Raw genomic sequence first — 24,339 nt, forward strand, 5'->3', positions numbered from 1 at the left:
AGCTCTCCCAGTTGGCGTGCGTATGGCCGCGGTCGGGCAGAACGCCCCGCGCGGCTGGTCTAGTATATAAGGTTACGGCAACACGGGCTTCTCGCCGGCCAGAGCGCGGGAGCACCCGAGGGAGGACACATGAGCACCACCAAGCCAGAGCCCGGACTCGTGAGCGTCATCGTGCCAACGTACAACGTGGCGGCCACGCTCGACCAGTGCCTGGCCAGCATAGAGGGGCAGACGCACCAGCAGGTAGAGGTCATCGTGGTAAACGACGGATCGACCGACGAGTCATCTGCCGTCGCGCACGCGCACGCCGCTCGCGACCAGCGCGTCGTTGTGGTGGACAAGCCCAACGAGGGTTACGGCGCCTCCTGCAACCGCGGCATTGCCATGGCTCGCGGCGAGTGGGTGAGCATCGTGGAGCCGGACGACTATCTTGACCCCGGCGCGTTTGCCGGCATGATCGCCCAGGCCGCGCGCGTGGGCGGCGCAGACGTGGTCAAGTGCGCCTACTGGCGCCTCTTTGAGGGTGCGGACAGGCAGCAGACCCGCGTGACCTGCCCGTACAAGGGGCGCGTACGCCCGCCCCGCCAGCCCTTTGCCGTGGGAGAGGGCATCGAGCTCATGCTACACCACCCAGCCATCTGGGCTGCCCTGTACCGAACGGAGTTCCTGCGCGAGCGCGGCATCCGCTTCCTGGAGATTCCGGGCGCTGGCTGGGCCGACAACCCCTTCCTGGTTGAGACCCTCTGCGCCACGGACCGCATTGCCTACGTGGACGAGCCGTACTACTTCTACCGCGAGCACGACCTCAACGATGCCGAGGGCCTGGCGCGCAAAAGCCCGCTCACGCCGCTCGCGCGCTGGAACGACATGATGGACGCCGCCGACCGCCTCGGCGAGAAGGACCCGCGCGTCCGGGCGGCACTTGCCCTGCGAGGAATCAACTACGCGACCATTACCGTGAGCGCCGCGGGCATGGGTGCCCCTGGCCTGAAGGACCTGCTGCGCCGCTCCATGGAGCGGCTGGACCCCGCCGACGTCATGGGAAACCCCGCCGTCGGCCCTGCGGGAAGGCAGCTCTTTACGCAGGTCATGGGCTTGTCCGAGCCGCAAGGCGGCAAGCTCGCGCACATGGGCTACCTGGCGCGCGAGGGCGTCTGGCGCGTCCGCCAGAACGGCCTGGGCTTCACGCTGCGCAACGCGGCGAGCCGCGTGAACAGGCTCTTCTCGCGGTAGACGGCCCTGGGGTTGAGAAAAGGGACTGTCCCCTTTTCTCACACGTAGGCGTCGGGAGAGGTGCCGGCGGGCATGCCGTGGCGCAGGAGCCCCCAGAGCTTTGCCTGGGAGTATGCCTTGCGCGCGTTGCCGTTGCGGATGGACGGCGTCATGGCGCGCGTGAAGCCGTCGCGCGGCTGGGCCACGCTGGCCGCGAGCTGCGCGTGCTCGGTGGAAATCATGCGAGAAACGCTCTCCAGGTCCTCGGCCTTGGGCGCGATGGGGCCACGGCCCGCCACGCCGTCTATGCAGGCGACGAGAATCTCCACGTAGCGGCGCTGCAGCATCTCCATGCTGGCGGCGTCGCCCTCCATGCCCCAGTGGCGCAGCAGCGCGAGCGTGGCCGCGTACTCGGTTTCGAGGCGCTGATAGGTCTGGGGGCCCGGCGCGGGAAGGCCCAGGTCTCCCACGGAGAGGGCCACGTGGTAGCGGGTGGCGGAGACCATTCCGACGCGCTCCACGTCACGCAGGAAGCCCAGCGTGAAGCCGTGGATGGAGTCCATCTGGCCTGCGTCTGCGCCGGCGCAGGCCTTGGACGCAAACCCCACGCCGGCCGCAAGGGTCACCTGGCGGTCAAAGAGCTTTGCGCAGAGCGGCGCCATGAGGCCGCGGTCAAACAGGGACCACGCGGCGGCGCGGAAGTCGTGCTGGGTCAGGAAGACGCGGTCCTCGGACTCCGCCACAAGCGAGAGCTCGCGGGAGCCCACGGCAACGTTGACCGTAAAGCCGCCCATGACGAGCTCGAGGTCGGACTTCTGGGCAGCATCCAGGAGCTCCGCCAGAAGCGCGGGCTCGGCCCAGGCGCTCTGGCGCATCATCAGCACGTACTCTCCCCTGGCACGCGACAGCGCCAGGTCAAGCGCCGAGAAGACGCTCTTGTCCTCAACGTGCGTCACCGAGATGCGCATGTCACGCTCTGACATGGTGTCAAGGATGCGGGCCGTGCCGTCGGTGGAGCCGGCGTCCACGGCAACGACCTCAAAGTTGGTGAACGTCTGGGCCTGCAGGCTCTCTAGCGCTCGGCGCACCGTGGGCTCTCCGTCATGAACTGCCATAAGAACGGAAACCACGGGCGATGTTGGCGAGAAACCCGTCATTGCCAGCTGCGCTCCTAACCCCTTTGCTTGAGAACCCCAAGGCGAGGCTCTTCTCGCCCAGTCATGGTAAGGGTAGCAGCAGCCTCAAAGCAGAAATGCCCTCCACCAGGGGCGGAGGGCAAATCAAGCAGAATCAACAGAGGTGTGGAGGAGGCGTTGAGCCCGGCAGCCGCACGGCCTACGATGCCGCGACGATGGTCCCCAGGGTCAGGCAGAGCGCGGTCTTGTCGATGGCCTGGAGGCCTGCCTCGGCCTGGTCGGGGTCCGCCACGAGAGAGGCCTCGGTGCGCTGTATGTTGCCAAGGCCGACGCCCGAGACCGTCTCCGCAAAGGCCAAGAGTTCGGAGGCGTCCATGTCAGTGCGCATGAGGCCAAGGAGGTCGGAGGCCTCGCCCACGAGGTTGACCTTGCTCGCGCCCACGATCTGGACGGCCTTCTCGAGGACGTCCCCCGTTGCCACCACGACGTGCTTGAAGCGCACGCCGGATGCCGCCGAGAGCGGCGCCACGCAGGCGTCCGCGCCGGACTGCGCGCAGAGGTCCGCCAGCGTCGTGACCGTCTCGCCGGACGCGACCTCGGCGCTCACGGGAACGGTGGCCAGGACGGCGGTGCCCTGCGTCTTGTTGACGGTGAGGATGCGCGCGTCGGAGAGCTGCGTGCCGCCCGCGTCGGCGGCGGCCGAGGACACGGTGAGGAACAGCGTGCTCTCGAGCTCGTCGGACGAGGCCACGTAGCCATCGGCAGCGCTGGCCTTGGCCTGGGCAGAGAGCGAGTCGGTGAGGTCGTTGGCGCCGAGGCGGCTCTCGAGGGTCACGCGGTTCCACACGGCCATGACCGTCATGGCAAGGGCGACAAACACGACGACGAGCACGACGACACCTATGACATTTGTGTACGGCGTCTCGCGTGGAACGTCACTGCGCTCAAAGCGCTCGCGCTTTCTGAACATGCGGCCTCGCCCCTCCTCCTCTTTAGTGCACGGCTGGGTGGCCGCGCGTTAGAACATCATACCCGTAGCGCCCACCAGAAGGCCAACGGCCACGCCCACGGCATAGACGACGCCGGTGACCGCGGCATTCTGCCGCAGGTCGGCATTGGTGCGCCACAGGACGAGCAGGCCGACGCCGCCGGATACCAGAAGGCCCGCAACCATTGGACCGGCCGCCAGGGTGCCGTCGAGGAAGAGCTCGGTCAGCGCCACGCTGGCACCGCAGTTGGGGATAAGCCCCACCAGGGCGGCGATGAAGGTGGCGCGCACGGGATGGTCAGCCAGCAGCTCGCCGATGGCGTCCTCGCCCACTCCCTCAATGAGCAGGCCAAAGACAAACGTGACCAGGAAGATGAAGACGGTCACCTGGACGGTGTGGACCAGGGCAGAGCGCACGATGGGCCACAGGCCGTGGCCGTGGTGGTTGTGGCCGTGGGCGCGCTCGTGGGCGTGGTGGGCGATGCCGTCGTGCTCGTCCGCGGTCGCGGCCTGGGCCTCGGACTCGGCCTCGGCAGAGCCGTTCTCGTCCTCGGCGTCCTCGCAGTGGCAGTGCGCGCGCTCGCACAGCTCGTGGATGTGCGCGTGGCCGTCGCCCGTGCGGTGAAGCATGCGCAGGGCCACGTCCACCAGCAGGCCGGCGACGATGCCCACGATGACCTTGAGCGCCAGGATGCCAAAGAGCCTGGTCGGAGACTCCTGGTGCGCAACAAAGACCGGAATCATCTCGTCAGAGGTGGAGAGGATCACGGCGACCAAGGTGCCGGCGGTGACGACGCGGCCGGCATACAGCGTGGCCGCCATGGCAGAGAAGCCGCACTGTGGCAGGGCACCCAGGATGGAGCCCACCACGGGGCCGGCCTTGCCGGACTTCTCCACAGCGGCTCGGACGTGGTGGCTTGCGGAGTGCTCCAGGGCCTCCATGGCAAGGTAGGTCAGAAACAGGAACGGGATGAGCTTGAGCGTGTCAATGACGCTTTCTGTCAGTACGTCTACGAGAAAATCCACAGGTAGATGCCCTTTCTGTTGGCTAGTTCCACGGCGCGAGCGCGCCCGCGGGGTATTCTACCCTCACAAAGGTCAGGCCTTTCGCGGGAGCGCAGGGGCCCGCGGAACGCCTGTCGCAGGCCGCAAGGACCTCAGACATCCACTCCGGGCGCCTGTGACCGCGGCCGACCTCCACCAGGCTCCCTGCAATGGTGCGGACCATGTTGTGGAGGAAGGCGTTGCCCGTGATGTCTATGGCCACGAGGTTCTCGCCCGCCTCCTCGAGGGCTCTGACGTCGAGCGCGCCCACGTAGCGGCACGTGGGCTTGCCCACGGCGCTCGTAGCCTTGCAGAAGCTCTTGAAGTCATGCTCCCCCAACAGGAGCTGGGCGCCCTCGTTCATGGCGTCCACATCAAGAGAGCCCTTGAACCACCAGGCATGGTCCCATGCCAGTACGGGCCTCGCGTCCCCGGCGCAGATGCGATACCTGTAGCTCCTGCTCCGCGCGTCAAACCTAGCCGAGAAGGACTCTGGGGCCCTGTACAGGGCGCTCACGGAGAGGTCGTCCGGCGTGAGTGCAACGAGGCTGCGCATAAGACGGGTGCCTGGCAGGCAAAGCTCCTCCTCGCTCACCGGCACGCTCACGTACTGTGCGATGGCATGAACCCCCGCGTCCGTGCGACCGGCACAGGTGAGCTCGCAGGGGCGCCTCAGCGTGGTCTCAAGGGCCCGCCTGAGCTCTCCTGCCACCGTGCGCTGCGTGGGCTGCTCGGCAAAGCCGCTGAAGGCCTCTCCGCGATATCCCAGCTTGATGACGATGGTTCCGCCCGCCTTGGGGCCTCCCTCGTAGAGACAGACGGGCCCGGGGCTCTGCTCGCTCACGAAACTCCTCCTCTGGGTACAGAAAGGGCCCCGGCTTGTGGCCAGGGCCCTTTTGAAGTGCATGGAGCTGATGCTACTCAGCGGTCTCCTCAGCCTTGGGCTCCTCGACGGGAGCCTCCTCGACCTTGGTGACCTTGGCGGCCTTGGACTGGACGGGCTCGGTGACGAGCTCCATCACGACGACCTCGGCGCAGTCGCCCTTGCGGGGACCAAGCTTCATGATGCGGGTGTAGCCGCCGTTGCGGTCAGCCCACATGCCCTGAGCGGCCTTCTCGAAGACCTCGCGCACGACCTCCTTGTCACCGACCTTGGCGATGGCAAGACGGCGGGAGTGCAGGTCGCCCTTCTTGGCCCACGTGATGACCTTGTCCACGTCGCCGCGGATGGCCTTGGCGCGGGAGTCAAGGGTCTTGATACGATCGTTCTGGAGCAGGGCGAGAACCAGGCTCTTCTTCATAGCCTTGGTGTGGCTGGCGTCAGTGCCGAGCTTCATGCCCCTCTTCTTGTTGTGACGCATTCTTGCTTCTCCTTATTTCAGGCGGCACCTAGGCCTTGAGGGACAGGCCCATGCTCTCGAGCTTGTCCTTGACTTCCTCGATGGACTTGACGCCGAAGTTTCTGATGTTCAGAAGGTCGTTCTCAGAGAACTCGACGAGCTGGCGGACGGAGTGGATACCGGCGCGCTTCAGGCAGTTATAGGAGCGGACGGAAAGGTCCAGGTCCTCGATCTGCTTGTCAAGCTCGACGTTTTCCTCAACCCTGTTCTGGGCAAAGATTGAGGCGTCCTCGGGCTGCTCGTCCTCCTCGGCCAGCGTCATGAACGCCGACATGTGCTGGTTGATGATGTTGGCGGCCTCGACGACGGCATCACGCGGAGTGATGGAGCCGTTGGTCTCAACCTCAAGAACCAGACGGTCGTAGTTGGTGTGACGACCAACACGGCAGGGCTCGACGACCTTGGCGCAGCGGCGAACGGGCGAGAAGAGAGAATCCACGTGGATGATGCCAATGGGATCGCTCTCGCGCTCGTTGTCCTCACCAGAGACGTAGCCGCGGCCAGTGCCGATGCGCATCTTCATGGTGAGGTGAGAGCCAGCGCCGAGGGTGCAGATGACCTGCTCGGGGTTGACGAGCTCGAACTCGGCCGGGACGTTGAAGTCCCCACCGGTGACGGTCATGGGACCGTCGACGGAGATAGAGGCCTCAGCCTCGTCGCCAGTGCCCATGGAGCGGAAGACAAGGCCCTTGACGTTGAGCACGATGTCGGTGATGTCCTCGTAGACGCCCTCGACAGTCGTGAACTCGTGCTGGACGCCATCAATCTGAATGGCCTCCACGGCCGCCCCCTCGAGAGAGGACAGCAGGACACGACGCAGAGAGTTGCCGAGCGTGTCACCATAGCCACGCTCAAGCGGCTCGGCGCTGACACGCGCGAGGTTCTCGCTGATCTCCTCTACCGACACCTGGGGTCGGATGAATTCGGACATTGCTACCTCCAAACGGGTCGGGCTTACTTGGAGTAGAGCTCGACGATCAGCTGCGCGTCGATATCAAGGTCGATCTGATCGCGCGAGGGGACCTGGAGGACGTTGCCGGAAAGCTTCTCGATGTCAACCTCGAGCCAGCTGGGAACAGCCATGTGCTCGGTGGAGATCAGGGCCTCCTTGATGGGGAGAAGGTCCTTGAACTTGGGGGCGACAGCCACGACGTCGCCAGCCTTGACCTGGTAGGAGGGGATGTCGACGCGCTTGCCGTTCACGGTGATGTGACCGTGACGGACGGTCTGGCGGGCCTCCTTGCGGGTGCGGGCGAAGCCAAGACGGAAGACAACGTTGTCAAGACGGCACTCGAGGATGCTCATCAGGTTGTCACCGGTGATGCCCGGGCGCTTCTTGGCCAGGTCGTAGTACTTGTGGAACTGGTCCTCCAGAACGCCATAGATGAACTTGGCCTTCTGCTTCTCCTTGAGCTGGACGCCGTACTCGCTCTGCTGGCGACGACGACGCTGCGGCTCGCGGTTGGAAGTCTTGTTAATGCCCATCACAACGGGGTCGATGCCGAGCTGGCGGCACCTCTTAAGGACGGGAGTCCTATCAACAGCCATTATTAAATCCTCCTAGAGCTACACGCGGCGACGCTTGCTCAGACGGCAACCGTTGTGCGCGATGGGGGTCTTGTCCTGGATGCCCGAAACCTCGAGGCCGGCGGCCTGGAGGGAACGGATGGCGGTCTCGCGACCAGAGCCGGGGCCCTTCACGAAGACGGCGACCTTGTGCAGGCCGTGCTCCATGGCAGCCTTGGCAGCGGCCTCGGCGGCCAGCTGAGCGGCGAACGGCGTGGACTTACGGGAGCCCTTGAAGCCGACGGTGCCACCGGACTGCCAGGAGATGACGTTGCCCTGGGGATCGGTGATGGAAACGATCGTGTTGTTGAACGTGCTCTTGATGTGGGCCTGACCCACAGCGATGTTCTTACGCTCGGAACGGCGGACGCGCGTGGTGCGAGCGTTCTTCTTCTGCGCCATGTTCTATATCCCCTGTCCTACTTCTTCTTGCCACCGATTTGACGCTTCTTGCCCTTGCGGGTGCGAGCGTTGGTGTGCGTACGCTGGCCACGGACAGGCAGGCCCTTGCGGTGACGGAGGCCACGGTAGCAGCCGATCTCCATCAGACGGGAGACGTTCTGCCTCACCTCGCGGCGAAGATCACCCTCGGTGGTGTAGTTGGCATCGATGAAGTCACGAATCTTGGTGACCTCGTCCTCAGTCAGGTCCTTGACGCGAGTGGAAGGATCAACACCAGTCTCCGCGCAGATCTTGGTGGCGCGGGTGCGGCCGATGCCGAAAATGTAAGTGAGTCCGATCTCGACGCGCTTCTCGCGCGGCAGATCGACGCCGTTAATACGGGCCAACTTGGAGCTCCTCTCTTAGCCCTGACGCTGCTTGTGGCGCGGGTTCTCGCAGATGACGTAAACCTTGCCGTGGCGACGAATGATCTTGCACTTGTCGCACATCTTCTTGACCGAAGGACGTACCTTCATGAGTCATTCCTTTCGGTAGTGCTGATACGAACCTATCTCCTCGCCCAGCCGCTGGCGTGAATATCCCGGCTGACGCAGGACCGACCCCTACTTGTAGCGGTAAGTGATGCGGCCCCTCGTGAGGTCGTAGGGAGAAATCTCCACGACCACGCGGTCACCAGGGAGAATCCTGATGTAGTTCATGCGAATCTTGCCCGAGATGGTGCAGAGAATGGTCTTGCCGTTCTCAAGCTCCACGTTAAACATGGCGTTGGGCAGCGGCTCTACGACCTTGCCCTCAAGCTCGATTGCATCCTGCTTGCTCAAGTTACTCCCTCTCGACGCTGTGACAGCGACTAACAAATATATCGAATTCACAGAGAAACGTCCACGTGTATCTTGGCGTTCATAACGTCTCGACACACGTGGGCGAATCTGCTGTTGTTTGCGCTACTCCAGGCCGCCCTGCATCTCGCACCACGGGCCCCCGTCGTCGCACGTGAGGATGACGGGGCCGTCCTCGGTGATGGCAACGGTGTTCTCGTAGTGAGCCGCGGGAAGCATGTCATCGGTCACGACGGTCCAGCCGTTGGCAAGGACGCTGCACTCGTACGTGCCCATGGCGATCATGGGCTCGATGGCAATGACCATGCCGGCCTGGAGCTTGACGCCGCGACCGCGCTTGCCGTAGTTGCGCACGTCGGGGTCCTCGTGCATGGCGTGGCCGACGCCGTGGCCCACGTAATCGCGGATGACGCCGTAGCCATTGGACTCGGCGAGCTCCTGGACGGCGGCGCCGATGTCGCCGAGACGGTTGCCGGGAACGGCCTGCTCGATGGCGGCCTTCAGGCAATCGCGCGTGCACTCGCAGAGGCCCTTGTACTCGTCGGAGGGGTTGCCCACGTAGAACGTCCAGGCGTTGTCGCCGACCCACCCCTTGTACGTGGCGCCCGTATCGATGGAGATGATGTCTCCATCCTTGAGGACCACCTGGGGAGAGGGGATGCCGTGGACGATCTGCTCGTTGACCGAGGCGCAGATGCTGCCGGGGAACCCGCCGTAGCCCTTGAAGGTGGGCGTGGCGCCATGGAGCCTGATGAAGTTCTCGACGAGCTGGTCGATCTCAAGCGTGGAGACGCCTGGCTTTACCGCGGCGCCCGCACGGCGCAGGGCCGCCTTGGAGATGGAGCCCGCGGCCTTCATCTCCTCGATCTCTTGCGGAGTCTTGATCTTAATCATAGGGCGAGAAGAGCCTTGACGTCGGCATAGACCTCGTCGACGGGACGGTCTCCGTTGACCTCCTTGAGGATGGAGTGACCCTTGTAGTACTCGACCAGCGGAGCGGTCTGGTTCTCGTAGACGTCCAGGCGGTGCCTGATGGTCTCGGGCTTGTCGTCATCGCGCTGGTACATCTCGCCGTTGCAGCGGGGGCAGACGTCGACGCCGGCCGGAGCGGTGTAGCCGCAGGACTTGCAGGTGCGGCGGGAGCTCAGGCGGGCAACCACGGACTCGGAGGGGACGGCGACCAGAAGGGCGGCGTCGAGGTTGCGGCCCATGGCGGCCAGCTCGGAGTCAAGGGTCACGGCCTGGGCGGTGTTGCGCGGGAAGCCGTCAAGAATGAAGCCGTTCTGGGCGTCGTCAGCCTCGAGGCGTTCCTTGACCAGGTCAATGACCAGGGCGTCCGGGACGAGCTTGCCGGCGTCCATGTAGCCCTTGGCCTCCACGCCGAGCTTGGTGCCGGCCTTGACAGCGGCACGGAGAAGATCGCCGGTGGAGATGTGCGCGAAGCCGAACTCGGCAACGAGCTTCTGAGCCTGAGTACCCTTGCCAGCGCCCGGAGCGCCGAGAAGAACGATGTTCACGTTGCTTCAGCCCTTTCGAAAGCAAAAAGAGGGCAGGCAGATTGCCTGCCTGCCCTCGCAGCGAACCTACTTGAAGAACCCGTCGTAGTTATGCATCTTGAGCTGGCTCTCTAGCGAGGAGAGCGTGTCCATTGCAACGCCGACCATGATGAGGACGGACGTTCCGCCGAACGCCTGGATCAAGGAGTTGCCCGTGAACCAGAAGATGATGGTAGGAACGACGGCCAGGAGTGACATGAACAGGGCGCCGGGCAGCGTCACGTGGTCGATGCAGTCCTTGATGTAATCCGCCGTGGCGGCACCCGGACGAACGCCCGGAATGAAGCCGCCCTGCTTGCGCAGCTGGTCGGCGGTCTCCGTGGGATTGAAGACCATCGAGGAGTAGAAGTACGCAAAGGCCACGATCAGGAGCACGGAGAGGACCCAGTTGAGCCAACCCGTGGAGAGCGCGCTTGCAACCGCCTGGACCCAACCGACGGTCGGGAAGAAGACGGCGAGCTGCGCCGGAAGATACAGCACCGCGGAGGCGAAGATGATGGGCACGACGCCAGCGGTGTTGACCTTGATCGGCAGGTAGGTGGACTGGCCACCCATCATCCTGCGTCCGACGACGCGCTTGGCGTACTGGACGGGGATGCGCCTCTGGCCACGCTCCACGTAGACGATCACGGGGATGATGGCGACGATCACGAGGAGCGTGATCACGGTGAGGACGACGTTGCCGGTAGTGGTGACAGACGAGATGAGCGAGGTGGGCAGGCCGGACATGATGTTCGCAAAGATGATGAGCGACATGCCGTTGCCGATACCGCGCTGGGTGATGACTTCGCCGAGCCACATAATGATGATTGCGCCAACGAGCAACGTAAACACCACAATGACGTTCTCGAGCGCCACGGGGATGCCCATGTTGGCGAAGCTCACGCCGTAGCTGCCAAATAGGAACAGGTAACCGACGGCGTTGAGAAGAGCGAGGCCGATCGTGAGGTAGCGCGTGTACTGCGTGATCTTGCGCTGACCGGCCTCGCCCTCCTTAGCAAGCTCGCCGAGGCCCGGGATGACCGCCTGCATCAGCTGCAGAATGATCTGCGCGGTGATGTAGGGCATGATGCCCAGGCTGAACACGGACATGCGGGAAAGGGCGCCACCTGAGAACAGGTTGAGCACAGCCATCGCGCCGTTGGAGGACAGGCCGGCCTGATAGGCGCCGAGCATGTCCTGGAACGGCACACCCGGAACGGGAAGGTAGGCTCCAAAGCGATACAGCAGAAGGATGCCGCACGTGAGGAGGAGCTTCTTCCTCAGCTCCGGAACGCGAAACGCGTTGGCAAGTCCCTTTAGCACTCCGTCTCGACCTTTCCTCCGGCCGCCTCGATCTTGGCCTTGGCGGAAGCGGAGACCTTGTCAACGCTGACGGTCAGCTTCTTGGTGATCTCACCGTTGCCGAGGACCTTGACGGGGATGAACGGCTTCTTGATGACGCCCTTGGCGCAAAGGGTCTCGCCGTTGACGGTCTCGCCATCAGCGTAGATCTCCTCGAGGCGAGAGACGTTCACGGGAGCGTACTCCACGCGGTTGTGGTTGATGAAGCCGGGGAGCTTGGGCAGACGCATGGCGAGCGGCTGCTGGCCGCCCTCGAAGCCGGCGCCCTTGCCGCCACCAGAGCGGGAGAGCTGGCCCTTGGTGCCGCGGCCGGCGGTGGTGCCGTGACCAGAAGAGTTGCCGCGACCGATGCGCTTGCGGTTCTTGCGCGAGCCCTCAGCGGGACGCAGATCGTTGAGCTGCATAGTGAGTGACTCCTAGTTCTCTACAACATCGACAAGGTGCTTGACCTTGAAGATCATTCCACGGATGCTCGGGTTGTCCGGCTGCTCGACGGTGTCGCCGATCTTGCGCAGACCGAGAGCCTTGCAGGTGGCCGTCTGGTCCTTCTTGACGGAGGCGACGGCGCTGCGGACGAGCGTGATCTTGAGGGACTGAGCCATCTCTAGTTCTCCTTCCCGACGAACATCTCGGCGACGGTCAGGCCACGGCGCTCAGCGGTCTGGGCGGGCGTGGAGAGAGCCTTGAGGCCCTCGGCAGCAGCCTTGATGCTGTTGAGAGCATTGTCCGTGCCCATGGACTTGGACAGGACGTTGGTGATGCCGGCAAGCTCGAAGAGCGGACGCACAGGGCCGCCAGCGATGACGCCGGTACCAGGGACGGCGGGCTTGATCAGGACGCGGCCGGCGCCAAAGTGGCCCTCGACCTCGTGAGGAATGGTGCCCTCGCCCGTGACCTCGACGTGGAACATGTTCTTCTTGGCGTCCTCGACGCCCTTCTGGATGGCCAGGGGCACCTCAGCGGACTTGCCCATGCCAAGACCAACGTTGCCCTTGCCGTCACCGACGACAACGAGGGCGAGAAGGGACATGCGACGGCCGCCCTTGACGGTCTTGGAGACGCGGTGGATGTAGACGACGCGCTCCTGAAGATCCGTGTCCTGCTGGCGCTTACGATCTCGTGCCATTGAATCCTCCTAGAACTTCAGGCCCGCGTTGCGGGCACCGTCTGCCAGAGCCTGGACGCGACCGTGATAGAGACGGCCACCGCGGTCAAAGCGGACCGTGGTGACGCCCTTCTCGACGGCGCGCTTGCCGACGAGCTCGCCGACGAAGGCAGCAGCCTCCTTGTTGGAGCCCAGCTTGCCGGTGGCACGGAACTCGGGATCGAGGGTAGAGGCCGCGCAGATGGTCTTGCCATCGACGTCGTCGATGACCTGAGCATAAATGTGGGCGTTGGTGCGGTGGACGGCCAGACGCGGACGATCGGCGGTGCCGGTCACCTTGCCGCGGACACGGCGCTTGCGGCGCTCGAGACCCGCCTTCTTAGCCTGAAACTTGTTCATGCTTACTCCTTAGACGTGCCATCACCTAACGGGGTGATGGTCTTCTGCTATGGCCTAGACTACTTGGCAGCCTTGCCGAGCTTACGACGGATGTGCTCACCCTCGTAGTGGATGCCCTTGCCCTTGTAGGGCTCGGGCGGGCGCTTCATGCGAATCTCGGCGGCAACCTGGCCGACCTGCTCCTTGGAGATGCCCTTGACCGTGATGTGGGTGTTGTCAGGCACGAGGAACTCGATGTTCTCGGGGGCCTTGTAGATCACGGGGTGAGAGTAGCCGAGGGAGAGGTCCAGGTCCTTACCCTTGAGGGCAACACGGTAGCCGACGCCGGTGAGCTCGAGCTTCTTCTCGAAGCCCTCGGAGACGCCCAGAACCATGTTGTGAAGAAGGGTGCGGGACAGGCCCTGCTGAGCGTTGGACTCGGTGGACTCGTCAACGCGGATGACGTTGATCTCCTCGCCCTCCTGCTCGAACTTGATGAGCTCGGAGAAGGAGCGGGTCAGCTCGCCCATGGAGCCCTTGACGGTAACGGTGGTGCCCTCGATCTCGACAGTCACTCCTGCCGGAATCTGGACAGGCTTCTTACCAATACGAGACACGGTAGTCTCCTTTCATTCCTGCCGAGAATTACCAGACGTAGGCGATGACCTCGCCGCCGATGCCCTGCTTGCGAGCATCGCGGTCGCACATCATGCCCTTGGAGGTGGAGATGACGGCGGTGCCGAGACCACCGAGGACGCGCGGAAGCTTGTCGGCGGTGGAGTAGATGCGAAGACCAGGCTTGGAGATGCGGCGGATGCCACGGATGACCTTGGCGTGGCGCTCGCCGTACTTCAGCGTGATGTGGAGGGTCTTCTGGGGGGTCGTATCCTCGACCTCGTAGCCAGCGATGTAGCCCTCCTCGCAGATGACGCGGGCAACCTCGACCAGAACCTTGGTGGAGGGCATGGAGACCTCAGCCTTGTTGGCGGAGTTCGCGTTGCGAATGCGCGTCAGCATGTCAGAAATGGGATCGGTAATCTTCATTGATCCTTCTCCTTCGTTAATGATGAACCTGCGTGTCCGGTTCGCTCACGCCCGTGGCGCAAGCGCCTGGACGCCAGAGCCCTGCGTCCTACCAGCTAGCCTTGCGGACGCCAGGAAGCTCGCCCTTGCTCGCAAGCTCGCGGAAGCACACACGGCAGAGGCCGAACTTGCGATACACGGAGTGGGGACGCCCACAGCGCTGGCAACGGTTCTGCTTGCGCGTAGAGTACTTCGGCTCACGCGACGCCTTGACGATCATCGATGTCTTAGCCACAAATCCTCCTTCAGAGCAATCTTGGAGCCCCGGCTTTGCCGAGGCTTCCTAACAAAGTATTGGCCTACTCCGCCTTGAACGGGAAGTGGAAGGCGTCCAGAAGAGCCTTGCCCTCCTCGTCGGTGGCGGCGGTGGTCACGATGGTGATGTCCATACCACGGGTGTGATCGATCTTGTCGAAGTCGATCTCCGGGAAGATGAGCTGCTCAGTGACGCCCATGGAGAAGTTGCCACGGCCGTCGAAGCTCTTGGCGGAGATGCCGCGGAAGTCGCGGATGCGCGGGATGGCGATGGCGATCAGGCGATCGAGGAACTCCCACATGCGGTCGCCACGGAGGGTGACCTTGGCGCCGATGGGCATGCCAGCGCGGAGCTTGAACGTAGCAATGGACTTGCGGGCCTTGGTGATCAGCGGCTGCTGGCCGGTGATGGCGCGCAGGTCGGCGACGGCACCGTCGATGGCCTTGGAGTCAGTGGCGGCCTCGCCGACGCCCATGTTCACGACGATCTTCTCGATCTTCGGGATCATCATGACGTTCTTGTAGTTGAACTGCTTCTGGAGCTCGTCACGCACCGTGGCGTAATACTGCTCCTTGAGACGGGGGGTGTACTCGTCTGCCATTTTCACTCCTTCAAATCATGGGGACTTAGTACGGGGCGTCCGAGCCTCGCACCTCCTGCGGCTGGCAACCTCAGGAGCCATTCTGTACGCCGTCGAGACAGAGCTATCCCGCCTAGAGACGCAAGGAAACATAATATGCTTTTCTGGGCCAAAAGGAAATGACGAGAAACGCGTCACTCTTCCTGCACAAACAAAGGCCCTCCCCCGCTTGGCGGAGAAGGGCCTTGGCTTGGCTTTGGGGCCGCTCTTAGAACTCGGCGCCGCACTTCTTGCAGACGCGGATGGCGGTCTTCTTGCCGTTGAGCTCGCCGGACTTGTGGCCGACGCGGGTCGGCTTGCCGCAGCTCGGGCAGATGAGCATCACGTTGGAGGCGTCGATGGCGGCCTCCTTCTCGATGATGCCGCCCTGCTGGTTCTGGGCGTTGGGCTTGGTGGCCTTCTTGACCACGGCGACGCCCTCGCAGACGACCTTGCCCTCGGCGGGCTTGGCGCGCAGGACGACGGACTCCTTGCCCTTGTCCTTGCCGGAGAGGACGACGACCTTATCGCCCTTCTTAACGTTCATCTTAGGCATTGGGTAATCCTCCCTAGAGCGTCTCAGGCGCGAGCGAGACGATCTTCATGTACTTGTGATCGCGAAGCTCGCGGGCGACGGGCCCAAAGATACGGGTGCCCTTGGGCTCGCCCTCCTTGTCAACCAGGACGCAGGCGTTCTGGTCGAACTTGATGTAGCTGCCGTCCTTGCGACGGGTCTCCTTGACGGTACGCACGATGACGCAGCGAACGATGTCGCCCTTCTTCACCGAGCCACCGGGCGTGGCCTCCTGAACGGCGCCGATGATGACGTCGGCGATGCCGGCGTAACGACGCTTGGAGCCACCAAGGACCTTGATGCACTTCACGCGACGCGCGCCAGAGTTGTCGGCGACGGTGAGCATGCTCTCCATCTGAATCATGTTGGTGTTCCTCCGAACCTATGCCCTCCCCAGAGGTGCGCCCACACGAGCGGCGCACATGGGGTGGTTTGGGTTTTCAAATACTTACTTGGCGCGCTCGACGATCTCCACGACACGCCAACGCTTGGTCTTGGACAGCGGGCGGGTCTCCATGACGGTGACGGTGTCGCCAAGGCCACACTCGTTCTTCTCGTCGTGGCAGTGGAGCTTCTTGGAGATGGTCATCATCTTGCCGTACTTGGGGTGGTGCTTGCGGTAGTCGATCTTGACCGTGATGCTCTTGTCGCCGGAGATGGAGACAACGACACCGGTGCGGACCTTACGCGCGTTCCTGCTAGTGGTCTCTGCCATAACTACACTCCTGCGATCTACTGAGCGTCAGCGGAGTTCTCCGCTGCGATCTGGCGGGCACGCTGCTCGGTGAGGAGACGAGCGATGTCCTTCTTGACGTTCTTGACACGAGCCGTGTTGTCGAGCTGGCTCGTGGCCATCTGGAAGCGAAGGTTGAAGAGCTCGGCGCGGCCCTCCTCGACCTTCTTGGCGAGCTCCTCGTCGGTGAGCTCCTGGATGTCCTTGTACTTCATTAGGCTTCCTCCCCGTCCTGCTGCACGGTGCGGGTGACGATCTTGGTCTTGATGGGCAGCTTGTGCTGGGCCAGACGCAGGGCCTCGCGAGCCACGGCATCCTCGACGCCGTCGATCTCGAACATGATGCGGCCCGGCTTGACGACGGCCACCCACTCCTCGGGGTTGCCCTTACCGGAACCCATGCGGGTCTCAGCCGGCTTCTTGGTGATGGGCTTGTCCGGGAAGATGGTGATCCAGACCTTGCCGCCACGCTTCATCTGGCGGGTCATGGCGATACGGCAGGCCTCGATCTGGCGGTTGGTGATCCAGTGAGCCTCGAGGGCCTGGATGCCATAGGAGCCAAAGTGCAGCTCGGTGTTGCCCTTGGCGTGACCCTTCATGGAGCCACGCTGCACCTTGCGGTGACGGATGCGCTTAGGAGCGAGCATTAACGACCCCTCCTCTCGTTACGACCGCGGCGAGGACGGGAAGAGCCCTCGAGAGCCGGACGCGGGGTCGGCTGGCCGGGAAGCTTCTCGCCGAGGTAAATCCAGGTCTTGATGCCGCAGGCACCCATGGTGGTGCGAGCGGTGGCGGTGCCGTAGTCGATGACGGCACGCAGGGTGTGCAGAGGCACGCGACCCTCGCGGTACCACTCGCGACGGCCCATCTCGGCGCCGTTCAGACGACCGGAGCACTGGATACGGATGCCCTTGGCGCCGGCCTTGCGGGCAGACTGGACGGCCTTGCGCATGGCGCGACGGAAGGCGACGCGCTGCTCGAGCTGCTCAGCGATGGACTGGGCGACGAGGTTGGCGTCGAGCTCGGGGCGCTTGACCTCGATGACGTCGACGGAAACCTGGCCCTTGGCGACCTTGGCGACCTTCTCGAGGTCAGCACGGAGGCCGTCGATCTCGGAGCCCTTCTTGCCGATGACGATGCCCGGGCGAGCGGTGTAGATGGTGACCTTCACCTTGTCGCCGGCGCGCTCGATGTCGACGCGGGAAAGGGCGGCCTTCTCGAGGCGCTTGTTCAGGAACTCGCGGATGGCGAGGTCGTTGCCGAGGTTCTCGGCGTAGTTCTTATCGGCGTACCAGCGGGAACGCCACTCCTCGGTGATGCCGAGACGGAAGCCAGTAGGCTGAACCTTGTGACCCATGCTTTCCCTACGCCTCCTTTCGGGGAGCGACGACGATGGTGATGTGGCTCATGCGCTTGTTGATGCGGGAAGCGGAGCCCTTGGCGCGAGGACGGATGCGCTTGAGCGTGGGGCCCTCGTCGACGTAGGCGAGCTTGACGTAGAGGTCGTCGGCGCGCATACCGTTGTTGTTGACGGCGTTGGCGACGGCGGAACGCAGGACCTTTGAGATGTCCTCGGAGACCGCGCGGGTGTTGAACTGCAGGACCTCGAGCGCCTTGGCGACGGGAAGGTTGCGGATGAGACCCACGACGGCACGGGCCTTGCGGGGAGCGACGCGAACGTACTTGGCGGTCGCGCGGACCTCGTTGGTGGTGTTGTTAGCCATTTAGTTACCTAACCCCCTAGTTGGCCTTGTGACCACGGAAGGTGCGGGTCGGGGCGAACTCGCCCAGCTTGTGACCGACCATGGACTCGGTGACGTACACGGGCACGTGCTTGCGGCCGTCGTGGACAGCGATCGTGTGGCCGACCATCTCGGGGTAGATGGTGGAAGCGCGCGACCAGGTCTTGATGACGTCCTTGGTGCCGGCCTCGTTCTGAGCGGTGACACGCGCGAGGAGGCGAGTCTCCACGAACGGGCCCTTCTTGAGACTTCTGCTCATTCTTTCTATCTCCTACTACTCGTGTGACTACTTGGACTTGCGGCGACGGATGATCAGACGGTTGCTGGCCTTCTTCGGGTCGCGCGTCTTGTAACCCTTCGTCGGCTTGCCCCAAGGAGTGACGGACGGGCGGCCGGAGGTGTGGTTCTTGCCCTCGCCGCCGCCGTGCGGGTGGTCGACGGGGTTCATGACCGTACCACGGACGGTGGGACGGACGCCACGCCAGCGGTTACGGCCGGCCTTGCCGATCACGATGTTGGAGTGCTCGGCGTTGCCCACGACGCCGATGGTGGCGCGGCAGGTGATAAGGACACGACGCAGCTCGGAGGAGGGCATGCGCAGGACGGCGTAGCCGTTGTCCTTGCCCATGAGCTGGATGGAGGTGCCGGCGGAACGGCCCATGGCGCCACCCTTGCCAGGCTGGAACTCCACGTTGTGGATCAGGGTACCAACGGGAATCTCGGAGAGCGGCATGCAGTTGCCGGGCTTGATGTCGATGTCCTTGGTGCCGGAGATGACGGTGTCACCAACGTGAAGGCCCTCGGGGCACAGGATGTAGGCCTTGGCGCCGTCGACGTAGTGCAGCAGGGCGATGCGAGCGGAGCGGTTGGGGTCGTACTCGATCGTGGCGACCTTGGCCGGGACGTCGTCCTTGCGGCGCTTGAAGTCGATGCGACGATACTGGCGCTTGTTGCCGCCACCCTGGTGACGGGTGGTGATGCGGCCGTTGTTGTTACGGCCGGCCTTCTTGGGCAGGGGCTCCAGGAGGGACTTCTCAGGCTTGCTGCAGGTGATCTCAGCGAAGTCAGAGACGGTCTGGAAACGCCTACCAGCGCTCGTGGGCTTGAGGTGCTTGACTGCCATTGAAACTTTCCCTTCTTCTTCCGATGGCCGGTCACTCAGGGATTGGCGACCGACGCCGGATTACCACGGTACTGCGCGTATCCATCATGCGCGGCATAAGAGCCCGGCCCCCTGCTGGGGGCGCGGGCGTAAAACCCTACTGCTCGGCGGGAGCCTGCTGGGTGGCGAAGATCTCGATCTGCTCACCCTCGGCGAGGGTGACGACGGCCTTCTTCCAGGAGCGGGTCATACCGGACTGGTAGCGGACGCGCTTCTCCTTGCCACGGACGTTCATGGTGTTGACCTTGACGACGTGGACGTTGAAGAGCTTCTCCACAGCCTGACGAATCTCCTGCTTGGGAGCGTCCTTGGCCACCTCGAAGGTGTACTTGCCCTGCTCCATGAGGTCGTAGGAACGCTCAGAGATGATCGGGCGGATGATGACGTTGTAGAGGGAGTTCATTTAAGCGAGCACCTCCTCGAGCTTCTTGCAGACATCGGTGGTCATGACGAGGGCACCGTTGTCGATGAGGTAGCGGGTGTTGGCCTCGGAAACGCCGATGATGGTGACCTTCTCGATGTTGCGGAAGGAGAGGTAGGCGTTAACGGCCTCGTCGTCGACGACGACGGTGACGCGCTTGCCGGCAACGCCGAGGGCGTTGAGGACGGCGACGGCCTGCTTGGTGCTGGGCTTCTCGAAGTCAAGGGAGTCGACGAGGACGAGCTCGCCGTCGGCAACCTTGCCGGAGAGAACGCCGCGCATGGCGACCTTGACCATCTTGTGGTTGACGCGCTTGGCGTGGGAGTGCGGGGTGGGTCCGAAGATCACGCCGCCGCCGGTCCACTGACCAGCGCGGATGGAACCCTGACGAGCACGGCCGGTGCCCTTCTGACGGTAGGGCTTGGCGCCGCCGCCAGAGACGTCGTGACGGTTCTTGGTGGAGTGGGTACCCTGACGCTTGCAGGCGTCCTGGCAAACCACGACCTGGTGGATGCAGGAGATGTTCGGCTCGATGCCGAAGACGCTGTCGGCGAGCTCGGTCTCGGCAACCTGAGCCCCCTCAACGTTCTTGATGGCGTACTTGGACATTCTGTCCTCCTTGTTAGCCTAAGAGTTTGACTTCTTGGGGCCCTTAGGCCATGCGGACCTGGACGAGACCGTTCTTGCCGCCGGGGACAGCGCCCTTGACGAGCATGAGGTTCTGCTCGGCGTCAACGCGGACGAGCTTGAGGTTCTTGACCGTGACGCGCGCGTCGCCCATGTGGCCGTACATGTGCAGGCCCTTGCGGACGCGGGCGGGGTAGGCGCACTGGCCGATGGAACCAGGCTTGCGCTGGTTGCGGCAGCCGTGGGTCATGGGGCCACGGGAGAAGTTCCAGCGCTTGACGGTGCCCTGGAAGCCCTTGCCCTTGGAGGTGCCGATGACGTCGACGGACTTGACGTCAGCGAAGTCAGCGACGGTCACGACGTCGCCGGTGTGGTGCTCCTCGCCGTTCTCGACGCGGACCTCGCGCAGGAAGCGCATCGGCTCGACGCCGGCCTTGGCGAAGTGACCAGCCATGGGCTTGTTGACGTGCTTGGCGGAGATGTCTCCGAAGCCGATCTGGACGGCGTCGTAGCCGTCGGTCGCCTTCGTCTTGACCTGCGAGACGGTGCAGGGGCCAGCCTGGATGACGGTGACGGGCACGACGTTGTCGTTCTCGTCCCAAACCTGCGTCATTCCGAGCTTGCGGCCAAGGATGGTGCTGACCATGCTCTTTCCTAACCCTCGGTGGTCATGGGACCATGTGGGGCACCCTTTGCCCCAACCCCAGCGGACCACATCCGATACATGCCGTCGCTCTGGTGACACATAAATGTCCCCAGTTAGGCAGCCTGTCTATATTACACACAGCAAGGCCGCTTCACAATCTCTTCGCAGAAGTTTTTGAGCCGTCTACCTGCGGCGAGATAGTCCCCCGACCCGGGCGTATCTATAGAGTCGCACGGGCATCAGGCGCAGGGGTCGACGATGTCCCTCACAAAGAACTCACCATGGGCTTCGTCGAAGTCGCAGACCATGATCGCGCAGTTGGGAAGAACCTTGGGCACGTCCTTCTCGGCAGTGAGGACGGCGGCGAGGAACTGCTTTGAGGCGGAGCCGTGGGAGACGGCCAGGGCACAGGTGACGTCCGCGGGGGCTAGAAGGACTCGCAGCGCCGCAAGAACGCGGGCGCGCAGGGCAGAATTGTCCTCTCCCCCGCAGGCCACGAGGGCGTCTCCGGGGTCCCAGACGTTGGCGGGGACGTCTGACTGCGGGCCGCGCTCGTAGGAGCCGTAGTCACGCTCCATGAGGCCTGGCGTGACCTGGGGCACAACGGCCTGATCCATGAGGCCGCGCTCGGTGAGGACGCTCATGAGCAAACCCGTGGTCGCAAAGGCCCGCCCCAAAGGAGAAGTTCCCACGGCGTCGGGACGCACCTCATGGTTGGCCAGCCAGGAGCCCGCCGCAAGCGCCTGCGTGCGGCCCAGCTCCGTCAGCGGCGAGTCGCACCGCCCCTGCACGAGCTTTGCCAGGTTGAACTCCGTCTGCCCGTGCCTCACCAAATACAAGCGCTTCAAATTGGCCTCCCCATCCGCCATGAACTTCTCGCCATTCTACGCCGCGTTCCAAAGACCGCCGTTTGCATGTGGATCTGGACGCTAAGTCGGCGCTGAGCGACCACTTTCGCATGCAAACGGCGAAGGCACTGCGGCGAGAAACGCAAAGCGCCCCCGGGAGCGAGTGCTCTCGGGGGCGCTTGTCAGCTCGAAAGGCTAGAGCTTAGAGCTTGATCTCGATGTCCACGCCAGCGGGGAGGTCGAGACGCATGAGGGAATCGACGGTGCTGGAAGAGGGGTCGAGAATGTCGATGAGGCGCTTGTGGGTGCGCATCTCGAACTCGTCGCGGGAGTCCTTGTCCTTGTGCGGCGAGCGGATGACGCAGTACAGGTTGCGCTCGGTCGGCAGGGGGATGGGGCCGGACACGCGGGCGCCGGTCTTCTGGGCGGTGTCCACGATGAGCTTGGCGGACTGATCAACGACCTCGTGGTCGTAGCCCTTGAGGCGAATCCTGATCTTCTGGCTTGACACTTTGGTACCTCCGTAATGAGCTAAGGCTCGGGTCGTTTAGTTGGTGCCGCCGTTCTTGGCGACGATCTCGTCACGAACAGACTTGGGGACGGGCTCGTAGCAGTCGAACTGCATGGTGTAGCTCGCGCGACCCTGGGTCTGGGAGCGGAGGTCGGTGGCGTATCCGAACATCTCGCCCAGAGGCACCTTGGCGGTGATGACCTTGGTGCCGTGACGATCCTCCATGCCCTCGATCTTGCCGCGGCGGGAGGTCAGGTTGCCCATGACGTCGCCCATGTACTGCTCGGGGGTCTCAACCTCGACCTTCTCGACGGGCTCGAGCAGGACGGGGTCAGACTTCTTGAGGGCGTCCTTGATGGCCATGGAACCGGCGATCTTGAAGGCGGCCTCGGAGGAGTCGACCTCGTGGTAGGAACCGTCGATCAGCTTGACCTTGACGTCGACGACCGGGTAGCCGGCGATGACGCCGTTCTCCAGCGCCTCCTGGATGCCCTTGTCGATGGAGGGGATGTACTCCTTCGGGACGACGCCACCGACGATGGCGTTCTCGAACTCGTAGCCCTTGCCCTCCTCGTTCGGCTCGATGTCGATGACGGCGTGACCGTACTGACCGCGGCCGCCGGACTGGCGGACGAACTTGCCCTCGGCCTTCTGGACGGCGTGACCGCAGGTCTCGCGGTAGGCAACCTGGGGCTTGCCCACGTTGCAGTCAACCTTGAACTCGCGACGCAGACGGTCGACGATGATCTCGAGGTGCAGCTCGCCCATGCCGGCGATGATGGTCTGGCCGGTCTCGTGGTCGGTGTGGACCTGGAAGGTCGGGTCCTCCTCGGCGAGCTTGGCCAGGCCAACGGACATCTTGTCCTGCTCGGCCTTGGTCTTGGGCTCGACGGCGACGTCGATGACGGGGTCGGCGAACTGGATGGACTCGAGGATGATCGGGTTCTTCTCGTCGCAGAGGGTGTCACCGGTGGTGGTGTTCTTCATGCCGACGCAGGCGACGATGTCACCGGCGGAGCACTCCTCACGGTCAACGCGCTCGTTGGCGTTCATCTCGAGGATGCGGCCCAGACGCTCGCGGTTGTCCTTGACGGAGTTGTAGACGTAGGAACCGGCCTCGGCCTGACCAGAGTAGACGCGAATGTAGGTGAGCTTGCCCACGTACGGGTCGGTCATGATCTTGAAGGCCAGAGCGGAGAAGGGCTCCTTGATGTCGGCGTGACGGACAGCCTCCTCGCCCCTGGGCGTGGTGCCGTCGATCTCCTTGACGTCAAGCGGGCTCGGCAGGTAGTCAACAACGGCGTCGAGAAGCTCCTGGATGCCCTTGTTCTTGTAGGCGGAGCCGACGAAGACGGGGTTGATGCCGCCGTCGATGACGCCAGCGCGGATGGCAGCCTTGAGCTTGTCCACGGGGACCTCGGCGTCCTCCAGGACGGCCTCCATGATCTCGTCGTCGTAGTTGGCGGCGGCGTCGAGCAGCTCCTCGCGCTTCTCGGCGGCGAGGTCAACGAACTCCTCGGGGATGGTCTCCATGGGCTCCGGGTAGATCATGCCCTTGGAGTCCTCCTTGAAGTCCCAGGCGGTCATGGTGACCAGGTCGATGAGGCCCCAGAAGTTGGCCTCGGCGCCCATCGGGATCTGCGCGGCGACAGCCGGAGCGTGCAGGCGCTCCTTCATGGTGTCGATGGCGTGGAAGAAGTCGGAGCCGATGCGGTCGAACTTGTTGATGAAGGCAATGCGAGGCACGTTGTACTTGGTGGCCTGACGCCAAACGGTCTCGGACTGCGGCTGGACGCCGGCGACGGCGTCGAAGACGGCAACGGCACCGTCGAGGACGCGCAGGCAGCGCTCGACCTCGGCCGTGAAGTCAACGTGGCCCGGGGTGTCGATGATCTGGATGACGTGGTCCTTCCAGAAGCACGTGGTGGCAGCGGAGGTAATGGTAACGCCGCGCTCCTGCTCCTGAACCATCCAGTCCATGGTGGCAGCGCCATCGTGGACCTCACCGATCTTGTGGGTCTTGCCGGTGTAGTAAAGGATGCGCTCGGTAGTGGTCGTCTTACCGGCATCGATGTGAGCCATGATGCCGATGTTGCGAAGGTCTTCGAGCTTGTACTTAGCCTTAGCCATGTGTAGCTTCTCCTCGGG

38 protein-coding genes are annotated in these 24,339 nt (G+C 63.7%); 1 reads left to right on the forward strand and 37 read right to left on the reverse strand.

Annotated elements, in window-relative coordinates:
- Window positions 1-129: 129 nt before the first annotated feature.
- Complete coding sequence (locus DXV50_RS07660) at window positions 130-1,233, forward strand: glycosyltransferase family 2 protein (RefSeq protein WP_117205639.1); 1,104 nt, start codon at window positions 130-132, stop codon at window positions 1,231-1,233.
- Between the two features lie 38 nt (window positions 1,234-1,271).
- On the opposite strand, the gene DXV50_RS07665 is transcribed toward DXV50_RS07660, so the two are convergent.
- The 37 genes from DXV50_RS07665 to fusA all read right to left on the reverse strand — a co-directional run bounded on the left by DXV50_RS07665 (window position 1,272) and on the right by fusA (window position 24,321).
- Window positions 1,272-2,369: a glycosyltransferase family 2 protein gene (locus tag DXV50_RS07665; protein ID WP_117205640.1), complete on the reverse strand. Its 1,098-nt coding sequence runs from the start codon at window positions 2,367-2,369 to the stop codon at window positions 1,272-1,274.
- A gap of 178 nt (window positions 2,370-2,547) precedes the next feature.
- Window positions 2,548-3,318 (reverse strand): hypothetical protein, encoded by a 771-nt coding sequence (locus DXV50_RS07670; RefSeq protein ID WP_117205641.1) that lies wholly within the window; start codon window positions 3,316-3,318, stop codon window positions 2,548-2,550.
- Window positions 3,319-3,366: 48 nt separating this feature from the next.
- On the reverse strand, window positions 3,367-4,362 hold the full coding sequence (locus tag DXV50_RS07675; protein WP_117205642.1) for a putative manganese transporter: 996 nt from the start codon (window positions 4,360-4,362) through the stop codon (window positions 3,367-3,369).
- A 22-nt stretch (window positions 4,363-4,384) separates the two neighbouring features.
- The gene (gene truA / locus DXV50_RS07680; RefSeq protein ID WP_232817491.1) at window positions 4,385-5,224 is read right to left on the reverse strand and encodes a tRNA pseudouridine(38-40) synthase TruA; all 840 of its coding nucleotides are present in this window, start codon (window positions 5,222-5,224) and stop codon (window positions 4,385-4,387) included.
- 73 nt (window positions 5,225-5,297) lie between these two features.
- Complete coding sequence (gene rplQ / locus DXV50_RS07685; protein ID WP_117205644.1) at window positions 5,298-5,741, reverse strand: 50S ribosomal protein L17; 444 nt, start codon at window positions 5,739-5,741, stop codon at window positions 5,298-5,300.
- A 28-nt stretch (window positions 5,742-5,769) separates the two neighbouring features.
- Window positions 5,770-6,711 (reverse strand): DNA-directed RNA polymerase subunit alpha, encoded by a 942-nt coding sequence (locus tag DXV50_RS07690; RefSeq protein WP_117205645.1) that lies wholly within the window; start codon window positions 6,709-6,711, stop codon window positions 5,770-5,772.
- A gap of 23 nt (window positions 6,712-6,734) precedes the next feature.
- Complete coding sequence (rpsD, locus tag DXV50_RS07695; protein ID WP_117205646.1) at window positions 6,735-7,328, reverse strand: 30S ribosomal protein S4; 594 nt, start codon at window positions 7,326-7,328, stop codon at window positions 6,735-6,737.
- An 18-nt stretch (window positions 7,329-7,346) separates the two neighbouring features.
- Window positions 7,347-7,748 (reverse strand): 30S ribosomal protein S11, encoded by a 402-nt coding sequence (gene rpsK, locus DXV50_RS07700; RefSeq protein WP_117205647.1) that lies wholly within the window; start codon window positions 7,746-7,748, stop codon window positions 7,347-7,349.
- Window positions 7,749-7,765: 17 nt separating this feature from the next.
- On the reverse strand, window positions 7,766-8,134 hold the full coding sequence (rpsM, locus tag DXV50_RS07705) for a 30S ribosomal protein S13 (protein ID WP_117205648.1): 369 nt from the start codon (window positions 8,132-8,134) through the stop codon (window positions 7,766-7,768).
- Between the two features lie 15 nt (window positions 8,135-8,149).
- A complete protein-coding gene (rpmJ, locus tag DXV50_RS07710) occupies window positions 8,150-8,263 on the reverse strand; it encodes a 50S ribosomal protein L36 (RefSeq protein WP_013252436.1) in 114 nt (37 codons plus the stop codon).
- 87 nt (window positions 8,264-8,350) lie between these two features.
- Window positions 8,351-8,569 carry a translation initiation factor IF-1 gene (gene infA / locus DXV50_RS07715; protein WP_072374229.1) on the reverse strand — a complete coding sequence of 73 codons (219 nt, stop codon included), beginning with the start codon at window positions 8,567-8,569 and terminating at the stop codon, window positions 8,351-8,353.
- 123 nt (window positions 8,570-8,692) lie between these two features.
- Window positions 8,693-9,481 carry a type I methionyl aminopeptidase gene (gene map, locus DXV50_RS07720; RefSeq protein WP_117205649.1) on the reverse strand — a complete coding sequence of 263 codons (789 nt, stop codon included), beginning with the start codon at window positions 9,479-9,481 and terminating at the stop codon, window positions 8,693-8,695.
- On the reverse strand, window positions 9,478-10,104 hold the full coding sequence (locus DXV50_RS07725) for an adenylate kinase (protein ID WP_117205650.1): 627 nt from the start codon (window positions 10,102-10,104) through the stop codon (window positions 9,478-9,480). Before DXV50_RS07725 ends, map begins: the two co-directional genes overlap by 4 nt.
- Window positions 10,105-10,170: 66 nt before the next feature.
- The gene (gene secY, locus DXV50_RS07730; RefSeq protein ID WP_117205651.1) at window positions 10,171-11,448 is read right to left on the reverse strand and encodes a preprotein translocase subunit SecY; all 1,278 of its coding nucleotides are present in this window, start codon (window positions 11,446-11,448) and stop codon (window positions 10,171-10,173) included.
- On the reverse strand, window positions 11,442-11,891 hold the full coding sequence (gene rplO / locus DXV50_RS07735; RefSeq protein ID WP_117205652.1) for a 50S ribosomal protein L15: 450 nt from the start codon (window positions 11,889-11,891) through the stop codon (window positions 11,442-11,444). The genes secY and rplO overlap by 7 nt, the downstream gene beginning before the upstream one ends.
- 12 nt (window positions 11,892-11,903) lie before the next feature.
- A complete protein-coding gene (rpmD, locus tag DXV50_RS07740; protein ID WP_117205653.1) occupies window positions 11,904-12,089 on the reverse strand; it encodes a 50S ribosomal protein L30 in 186 nt (61 codons plus the stop codon).
- 2 nt (window positions 12,090-12,091) lie between these two features.
- Complete coding sequence (rpsE, locus tag DXV50_RS07745; protein ID WP_117205654.1) at window positions 12,092-12,613, reverse strand: 30S ribosomal protein S5; 522 nt, start codon at window positions 12,611-12,613, stop codon at window positions 12,092-12,094.
- Window positions 12,614-12,622: 9 nt separating this feature from the next.
- A complete protein-coding gene (rplR, locus tag DXV50_RS07750) occupies window positions 12,623-12,991 on the reverse strand; it encodes a 50S ribosomal protein L18 (RefSeq protein ID WP_117205655.1) in 369 nt (122 codons plus the stop codon).
- Window positions 12,992-13,050: 59 nt separating this feature from the next.
- Window positions 13,051-13,587 carry a 50S ribosomal protein L6 gene (gene rplF, locus DXV50_RS07755; protein ID WP_117205656.1) on the reverse strand — a complete coding sequence of 179 codons (537 nt, stop codon included), beginning with the start codon at window positions 13,585-13,587 and terminating at the stop codon, window positions 13,051-13,053.
- A gap of 28 nt (window positions 13,588-13,615) precedes the next feature.
- A complete protein-coding gene (gene rpsH, locus DXV50_RS07760) occupies window positions 13,616-14,014 on the reverse strand; it encodes a 30S ribosomal protein S8 (RefSeq protein WP_117205657.1) in 399 nt (132 codons plus the stop codon).
- Between the two features lie 88 nt (window positions 14,015-14,102).
- Entirely contained in the window at window positions 14,103-14,288 is a 186-nt protein-coding gene (locus DXV50_RS07765; protein WP_058271077.1) for a type Z 30S ribosomal protein S14, read from the reverse strand.
- Between the two features lie 64 nt (window positions 14,289-14,352).
- The gene (gene rplE / locus DXV50_RS07770) at window positions 14,353-14,910 is read right to left on the reverse strand and encodes a 50S ribosomal protein L5 (RefSeq protein ID WP_117205658.1); all 558 of its coding nucleotides are present in this window, start codon (window positions 14,908-14,910) and stop codon (window positions 14,353-14,355) included.
- A gap of 247 nt (window positions 14,911-15,157) precedes the next feature.
- Window positions 15,158-15,484, reverse strand: coding sequence for a 50S ribosomal protein L24 (gene rplX, locus DXV50_RS07775; RefSeq protein WP_117205659.1), 327 nt, complete (start codon window positions 15,482-15,484; stop codon window positions 15,158-15,160).
- A gap of 13 nt (window positions 15,485-15,497) precedes the next feature.
- Window positions 15,498-15,866 carry a 50S ribosomal protein L14 gene (gene rplN, locus DXV50_RS07780; protein WP_117205660.1) on the reverse strand — a complete coding sequence of 123 codons (369 nt, stop codon included), beginning with the start codon at window positions 15,864-15,866 and terminating at the stop codon, window positions 15,498-15,500.
- An 84-nt stretch (window positions 15,867-15,950) separates the two neighbouring features.
- Window positions 15,951-16,217: a 30S ribosomal protein S17 gene (rpsQ, locus tag DXV50_RS07785; protein ID WP_117205661.1), complete on the reverse strand. Its 267-nt coding sequence runs from the start codon at window positions 16,215-16,217 to the stop codon at window positions 15,951-15,953.
- A gap of 17 nt (window positions 16,218-16,234) precedes the next feature.
- Entirely contained in the window at window positions 16,235-16,450 is a 216-nt protein-coding gene (rpmC, locus tag DXV50_RS07790) for a 50S ribosomal protein L29 (RefSeq protein ID WP_117205662.1), read from the reverse strand.
- Window positions 16,450-16,881: a 50S ribosomal protein L16 gene (gene rplP, locus DXV50_RS07795; RefSeq protein ID WP_117205663.1), complete on the reverse strand. Its 432-nt coding sequence runs from the start codon at window positions 16,879-16,881 to the stop codon at window positions 16,450-16,452. The genes rpmC and rplP overlap by 1 nt, the downstream gene beginning before the upstream one ends.
- Window positions 16,881-17,591, reverse strand: a complete 711-nt coding sequence (rpsC, locus tag DXV50_RS07800; RefSeq protein WP_117205664.1) for a 30S ribosomal protein S3 — start codon at window positions 17,589-17,591, stop codon at window positions 16,881-16,883. The genes rplP and rpsC overlap by 1 nt, the downstream gene beginning before the upstream one ends.
- A gap of 7 nt (window positions 17,592-17,598) precedes the next feature.
- Complete coding sequence (gene rplV, locus DXV50_RS07805; RefSeq protein WP_117205665.1) at window positions 17,599-17,958, reverse strand: 50S ribosomal protein L22; 360 nt, start codon at window positions 17,956-17,958, stop codon at window positions 17,599-17,601.
- A 16-nt stretch (window positions 17,959-17,974) separates the two neighbouring features.
- Window positions 17,975-18,235: a 30S ribosomal protein S19 gene (gene rpsS / locus DXV50_RS07810; RefSeq protein WP_117205666.1), complete on the reverse strand. Its 261-nt coding sequence runs from the start codon at window positions 18,233-18,235 to the stop codon at window positions 17,975-17,977.
- 27 nt (window positions 18,236-18,262) lie between these two features.
- On the reverse strand, window positions 18,263-19,099 hold the full coding sequence (gene rplB / locus DXV50_RS07815) for a 50S ribosomal protein L2 (RefSeq protein ID WP_117205667.1): 837 nt from the start codon (window positions 19,097-19,099) through the stop codon (window positions 18,263-18,265).
- Window positions 19,100-19,235: 136 nt separating this feature from the next.
- Entirely contained in the window at window positions 19,236-19,541 is a 306-nt protein-coding gene (locus DXV50_RS07820) for a 50S ribosomal protein L23 (protein ID WP_117205668.1), read from the reverse strand.
- Window positions 19,542-20,168, reverse strand: coding sequence for a 50S ribosomal protein L4 (gene rplD / locus DXV50_RS07825; RefSeq protein ID WP_117205669.1), 627 nt, complete (start codon window positions 20,166-20,168; stop codon window positions 19,542-19,544).
- A 43-nt stretch (window positions 20,169-20,211) separates the two neighbouring features.
- Window positions 20,212-20,832, reverse strand: a complete 621-nt coding sequence (gene rplC / locus DXV50_RS07830; protein WP_117205670.1) for a 50S ribosomal protein L3 — start codon at window positions 20,830-20,832, stop codon at window positions 20,212-20,214.
- A 239-nt stretch (window positions 20,833-21,071) separates the two neighbouring features.
- Window positions 21,072-21,680 carry a histidine phosphatase family protein gene (locus tag DXV50_RS07835; protein WP_198666445.1) on the reverse strand — a complete coding sequence of 203 codons (609 nt, stop codon included), beginning with the start codon at window positions 21,678-21,680 and terminating at the stop codon, window positions 21,072-21,074.
- A 202-nt stretch (window positions 21,681-21,882) separates the two neighbouring features.
- Complete coding sequence (gene rpsJ, locus DXV50_RS07840) at window positions 21,883-22,191, reverse strand: 30S ribosomal protein S10 (protein ID WP_117205672.1); 309 nt, start codon at window positions 22,189-22,191, stop codon at window positions 21,883-21,885.
- Between the two features lie 36 nt (window positions 22,192-22,227).
- Window positions 22,228-24,321 carry an elongation factor G gene (gene fusA, locus DXV50_RS07845; protein ID WP_117205673.1) on the reverse strand — a complete coding sequence of 698 codons (2,094 nt, stop codon included), beginning with the start codon at window positions 24,319-24,321 and terminating at the stop codon, window positions 22,228-22,230.
- Between the last annotated feature and the right edge of the window lie 18 nt (window positions 24,322-24,339).

Source organism: Paratractidigestivibacter faecalis, assembly GCF_003416765.1.
GTDB lineage: Bacteria > Actinomycetota > Coriobacteriia > Coriobacteriales > Atopobiaceae > Paratractidigestivibacter > Paratractidigestivibacter faecalis.

Bases quoted from the DNA above. Each gene is read 5' to 3' on its own strand.
- DXV50_RS07660 (WP_117205639.1), top strand. From the start codon at position 130: ATGAGCACCACCAAGCCAGAGCCCGGACTCGTGAGCGTCATCGTGCCA.
- DXV50_RS07665 (WP_117205640.1), bottom strand. From the start codon at position 2,369: ATGACGGGTTTCTCGCCAACATCGCCCGTGGTTTCCGTTCTTATGGCA.
- DXV50_RS07670 (WP_117205641.1), bottom strand. From the start codon at position 3,318: ATGTTCAGAAAGCGCGAGCGCTTTGAGCGCAGTGACGTTCCACGCGAG.
- rplQ (WP_117205644.1), bottom strand. From the start codon at position 5,741: ATGCGTCACAACAAGAAGAGGGGCATGAAGCTCGGCACTGACGCCAGC.
- DXV50_RS07690 (WP_117205645.1), bottom strand. From the start codon at position 6,711: ATGTCCGAATTCATCCGACCCCAGGTGTCGGTAGAGGAGATCAGCGAG.
- rpsD (WP_117205646.1), bottom strand. From the start codon at position 7,328: ATGGCTGTTGATAGGACTCCCGTCCTTAAGAGGTGCCGCCAGCTCGGC.
- rpsK (WP_117205647.1), bottom strand. From the start codon at position 7,748: ATGGCGCAGAAGAAGAACGCTCGCACCACGCGCGTCCGCCGTTCCGAG.
- rpmJ (WP_013252436.1), bottom strand. From the start codon at position 8,263: ATGAAGGTACGTCCTTCGGTCAAGAAGATGTGCGACAAGTGCAAGATC.
- map (WP_117205649.1), bottom strand. From the start codon at position 9,481: ATGATTAAGATCAAGACTCCGCAAGAGATCGAGGAGATGAAGGCCGCG.
- rplO (WP_117205652.1), bottom strand. From the start codon at position 11,891: ATGCAGCTCAACGATCTGCGTCCCGCTGAGGGCTCGCGCAAGAACCGC.
- rpmD (WP_117205653.1), bottom strand. From the start codon at position 12,089: ATGGCTCAGTCCCTCAAGATCACGCTCGTCCGCAGCGCCGTCGCCTCC.
- rpsE (WP_117205654.1), bottom strand. From the start codon at position 12,613: ATGGCACGAGATCGTAAGCGCCAGCAGGACACGGATCTTCAGGAGCGC.
- rplR (WP_117205655.1), bottom strand. From the start codon at position 12,991: ATGAACAAGTTTCAGGCTAAGAAGGCGGGTCTCGAGCGCCGCAAGCGC.
- rpsH (WP_117205657.1), bottom strand. From the start codon at position 14,014: ATGAAGATTACCGATCCCATTTCTGACATGCTGACGCGCATTCGCAAC.
- rplE (WP_117205658.1), bottom strand. From the start codon at position 14,910: ATGGCAGACGAGTACACCCCCCGTCTCAAGGAGCAGTATTACGCCACG.
- rplX (WP_117205659.1), bottom strand. From the start codon at position 15,484: ATGCCTAAGATGAACGTTAAGAAGGGCGATAAGGTCGTCGTCCTCTCC.
- rplN (WP_117205660.1), bottom strand. From the start codon at position 15,866: ATGATTCAGATGGAGAGCATGCTCACCGTCGCCGACAACTCTGGCGCG.
- rpsQ (WP_117205661.1), bottom strand. From the start codon at position 16,217: ATGGCAGAGACCACTAGCAGGAACGCGCGTAAGGTCCGCACCGGTGTC.
- rpmC (WP_117205662.1), bottom strand. From the start codon at position 16,450: ATGAAGTACAAGGACATCCAGGAGCTCACCGACGAGGAGCTCGCCAAG.
- rplP (WP_117205663.1), bottom strand. From the start codon at position 16,881: ATGCTCGCTCCTAAGCGCATCCGTCACCGCAAGGTGCAGCGTGGCTCC.
- rpsC (WP_117205664.1), bottom strand. From the start codon at position 17,591: ATGGGTCACAAGGTTCAGCCTACTGGCTTCCGTCTCGGCATCACCGAG.
- rplV (WP_117205665.1), bottom strand. From the start codon at position 17,958: ATGGCTAACAACACCACCAACGAGGTCCGCGCGACCGCCAAGTACGTT.
- rpsS (WP_117205666.1), bottom strand. From the start codon at position 18,235: ATGAGCAGAAGTCTCAAGAAGGGCCCGTTCGTGGAGACTCGCCTCCTC.
- rplB (WP_117205667.1), bottom strand. From the start codon at position 19,099: ATGGCAGTCAAGCACCTCAAGCCCACGAGCGCTGGTAGGCGTTTCCAG.
- DXV50_RS07820 (WP_117205668.1), bottom strand. From the start codon at position 19,541: ATGAACTCCCTCTACAACGTCATCATCCGCCCGATCATCTCTGAGCGT.
- rplD (WP_117205669.1), bottom strand. From the start codon at position 20,168: ATGTCCAAGTACGCCATCAAGAACGTTGAGGGGGCTCAGGTTGCCGAG.
- rplC (WP_117205670.1), bottom strand. From the start codon at position 20,832: ATGGTCAGCACCATCCTTGGCCGCAAGCTCGGAATGACGCAGGTTTGG.
- fusA (WP_117205673.1), bottom strand. From the start codon at position 24,321: ATGGCTAAGGCTAAGTACAAGCTCGAAGACCTTCGCAACATCGGCATC.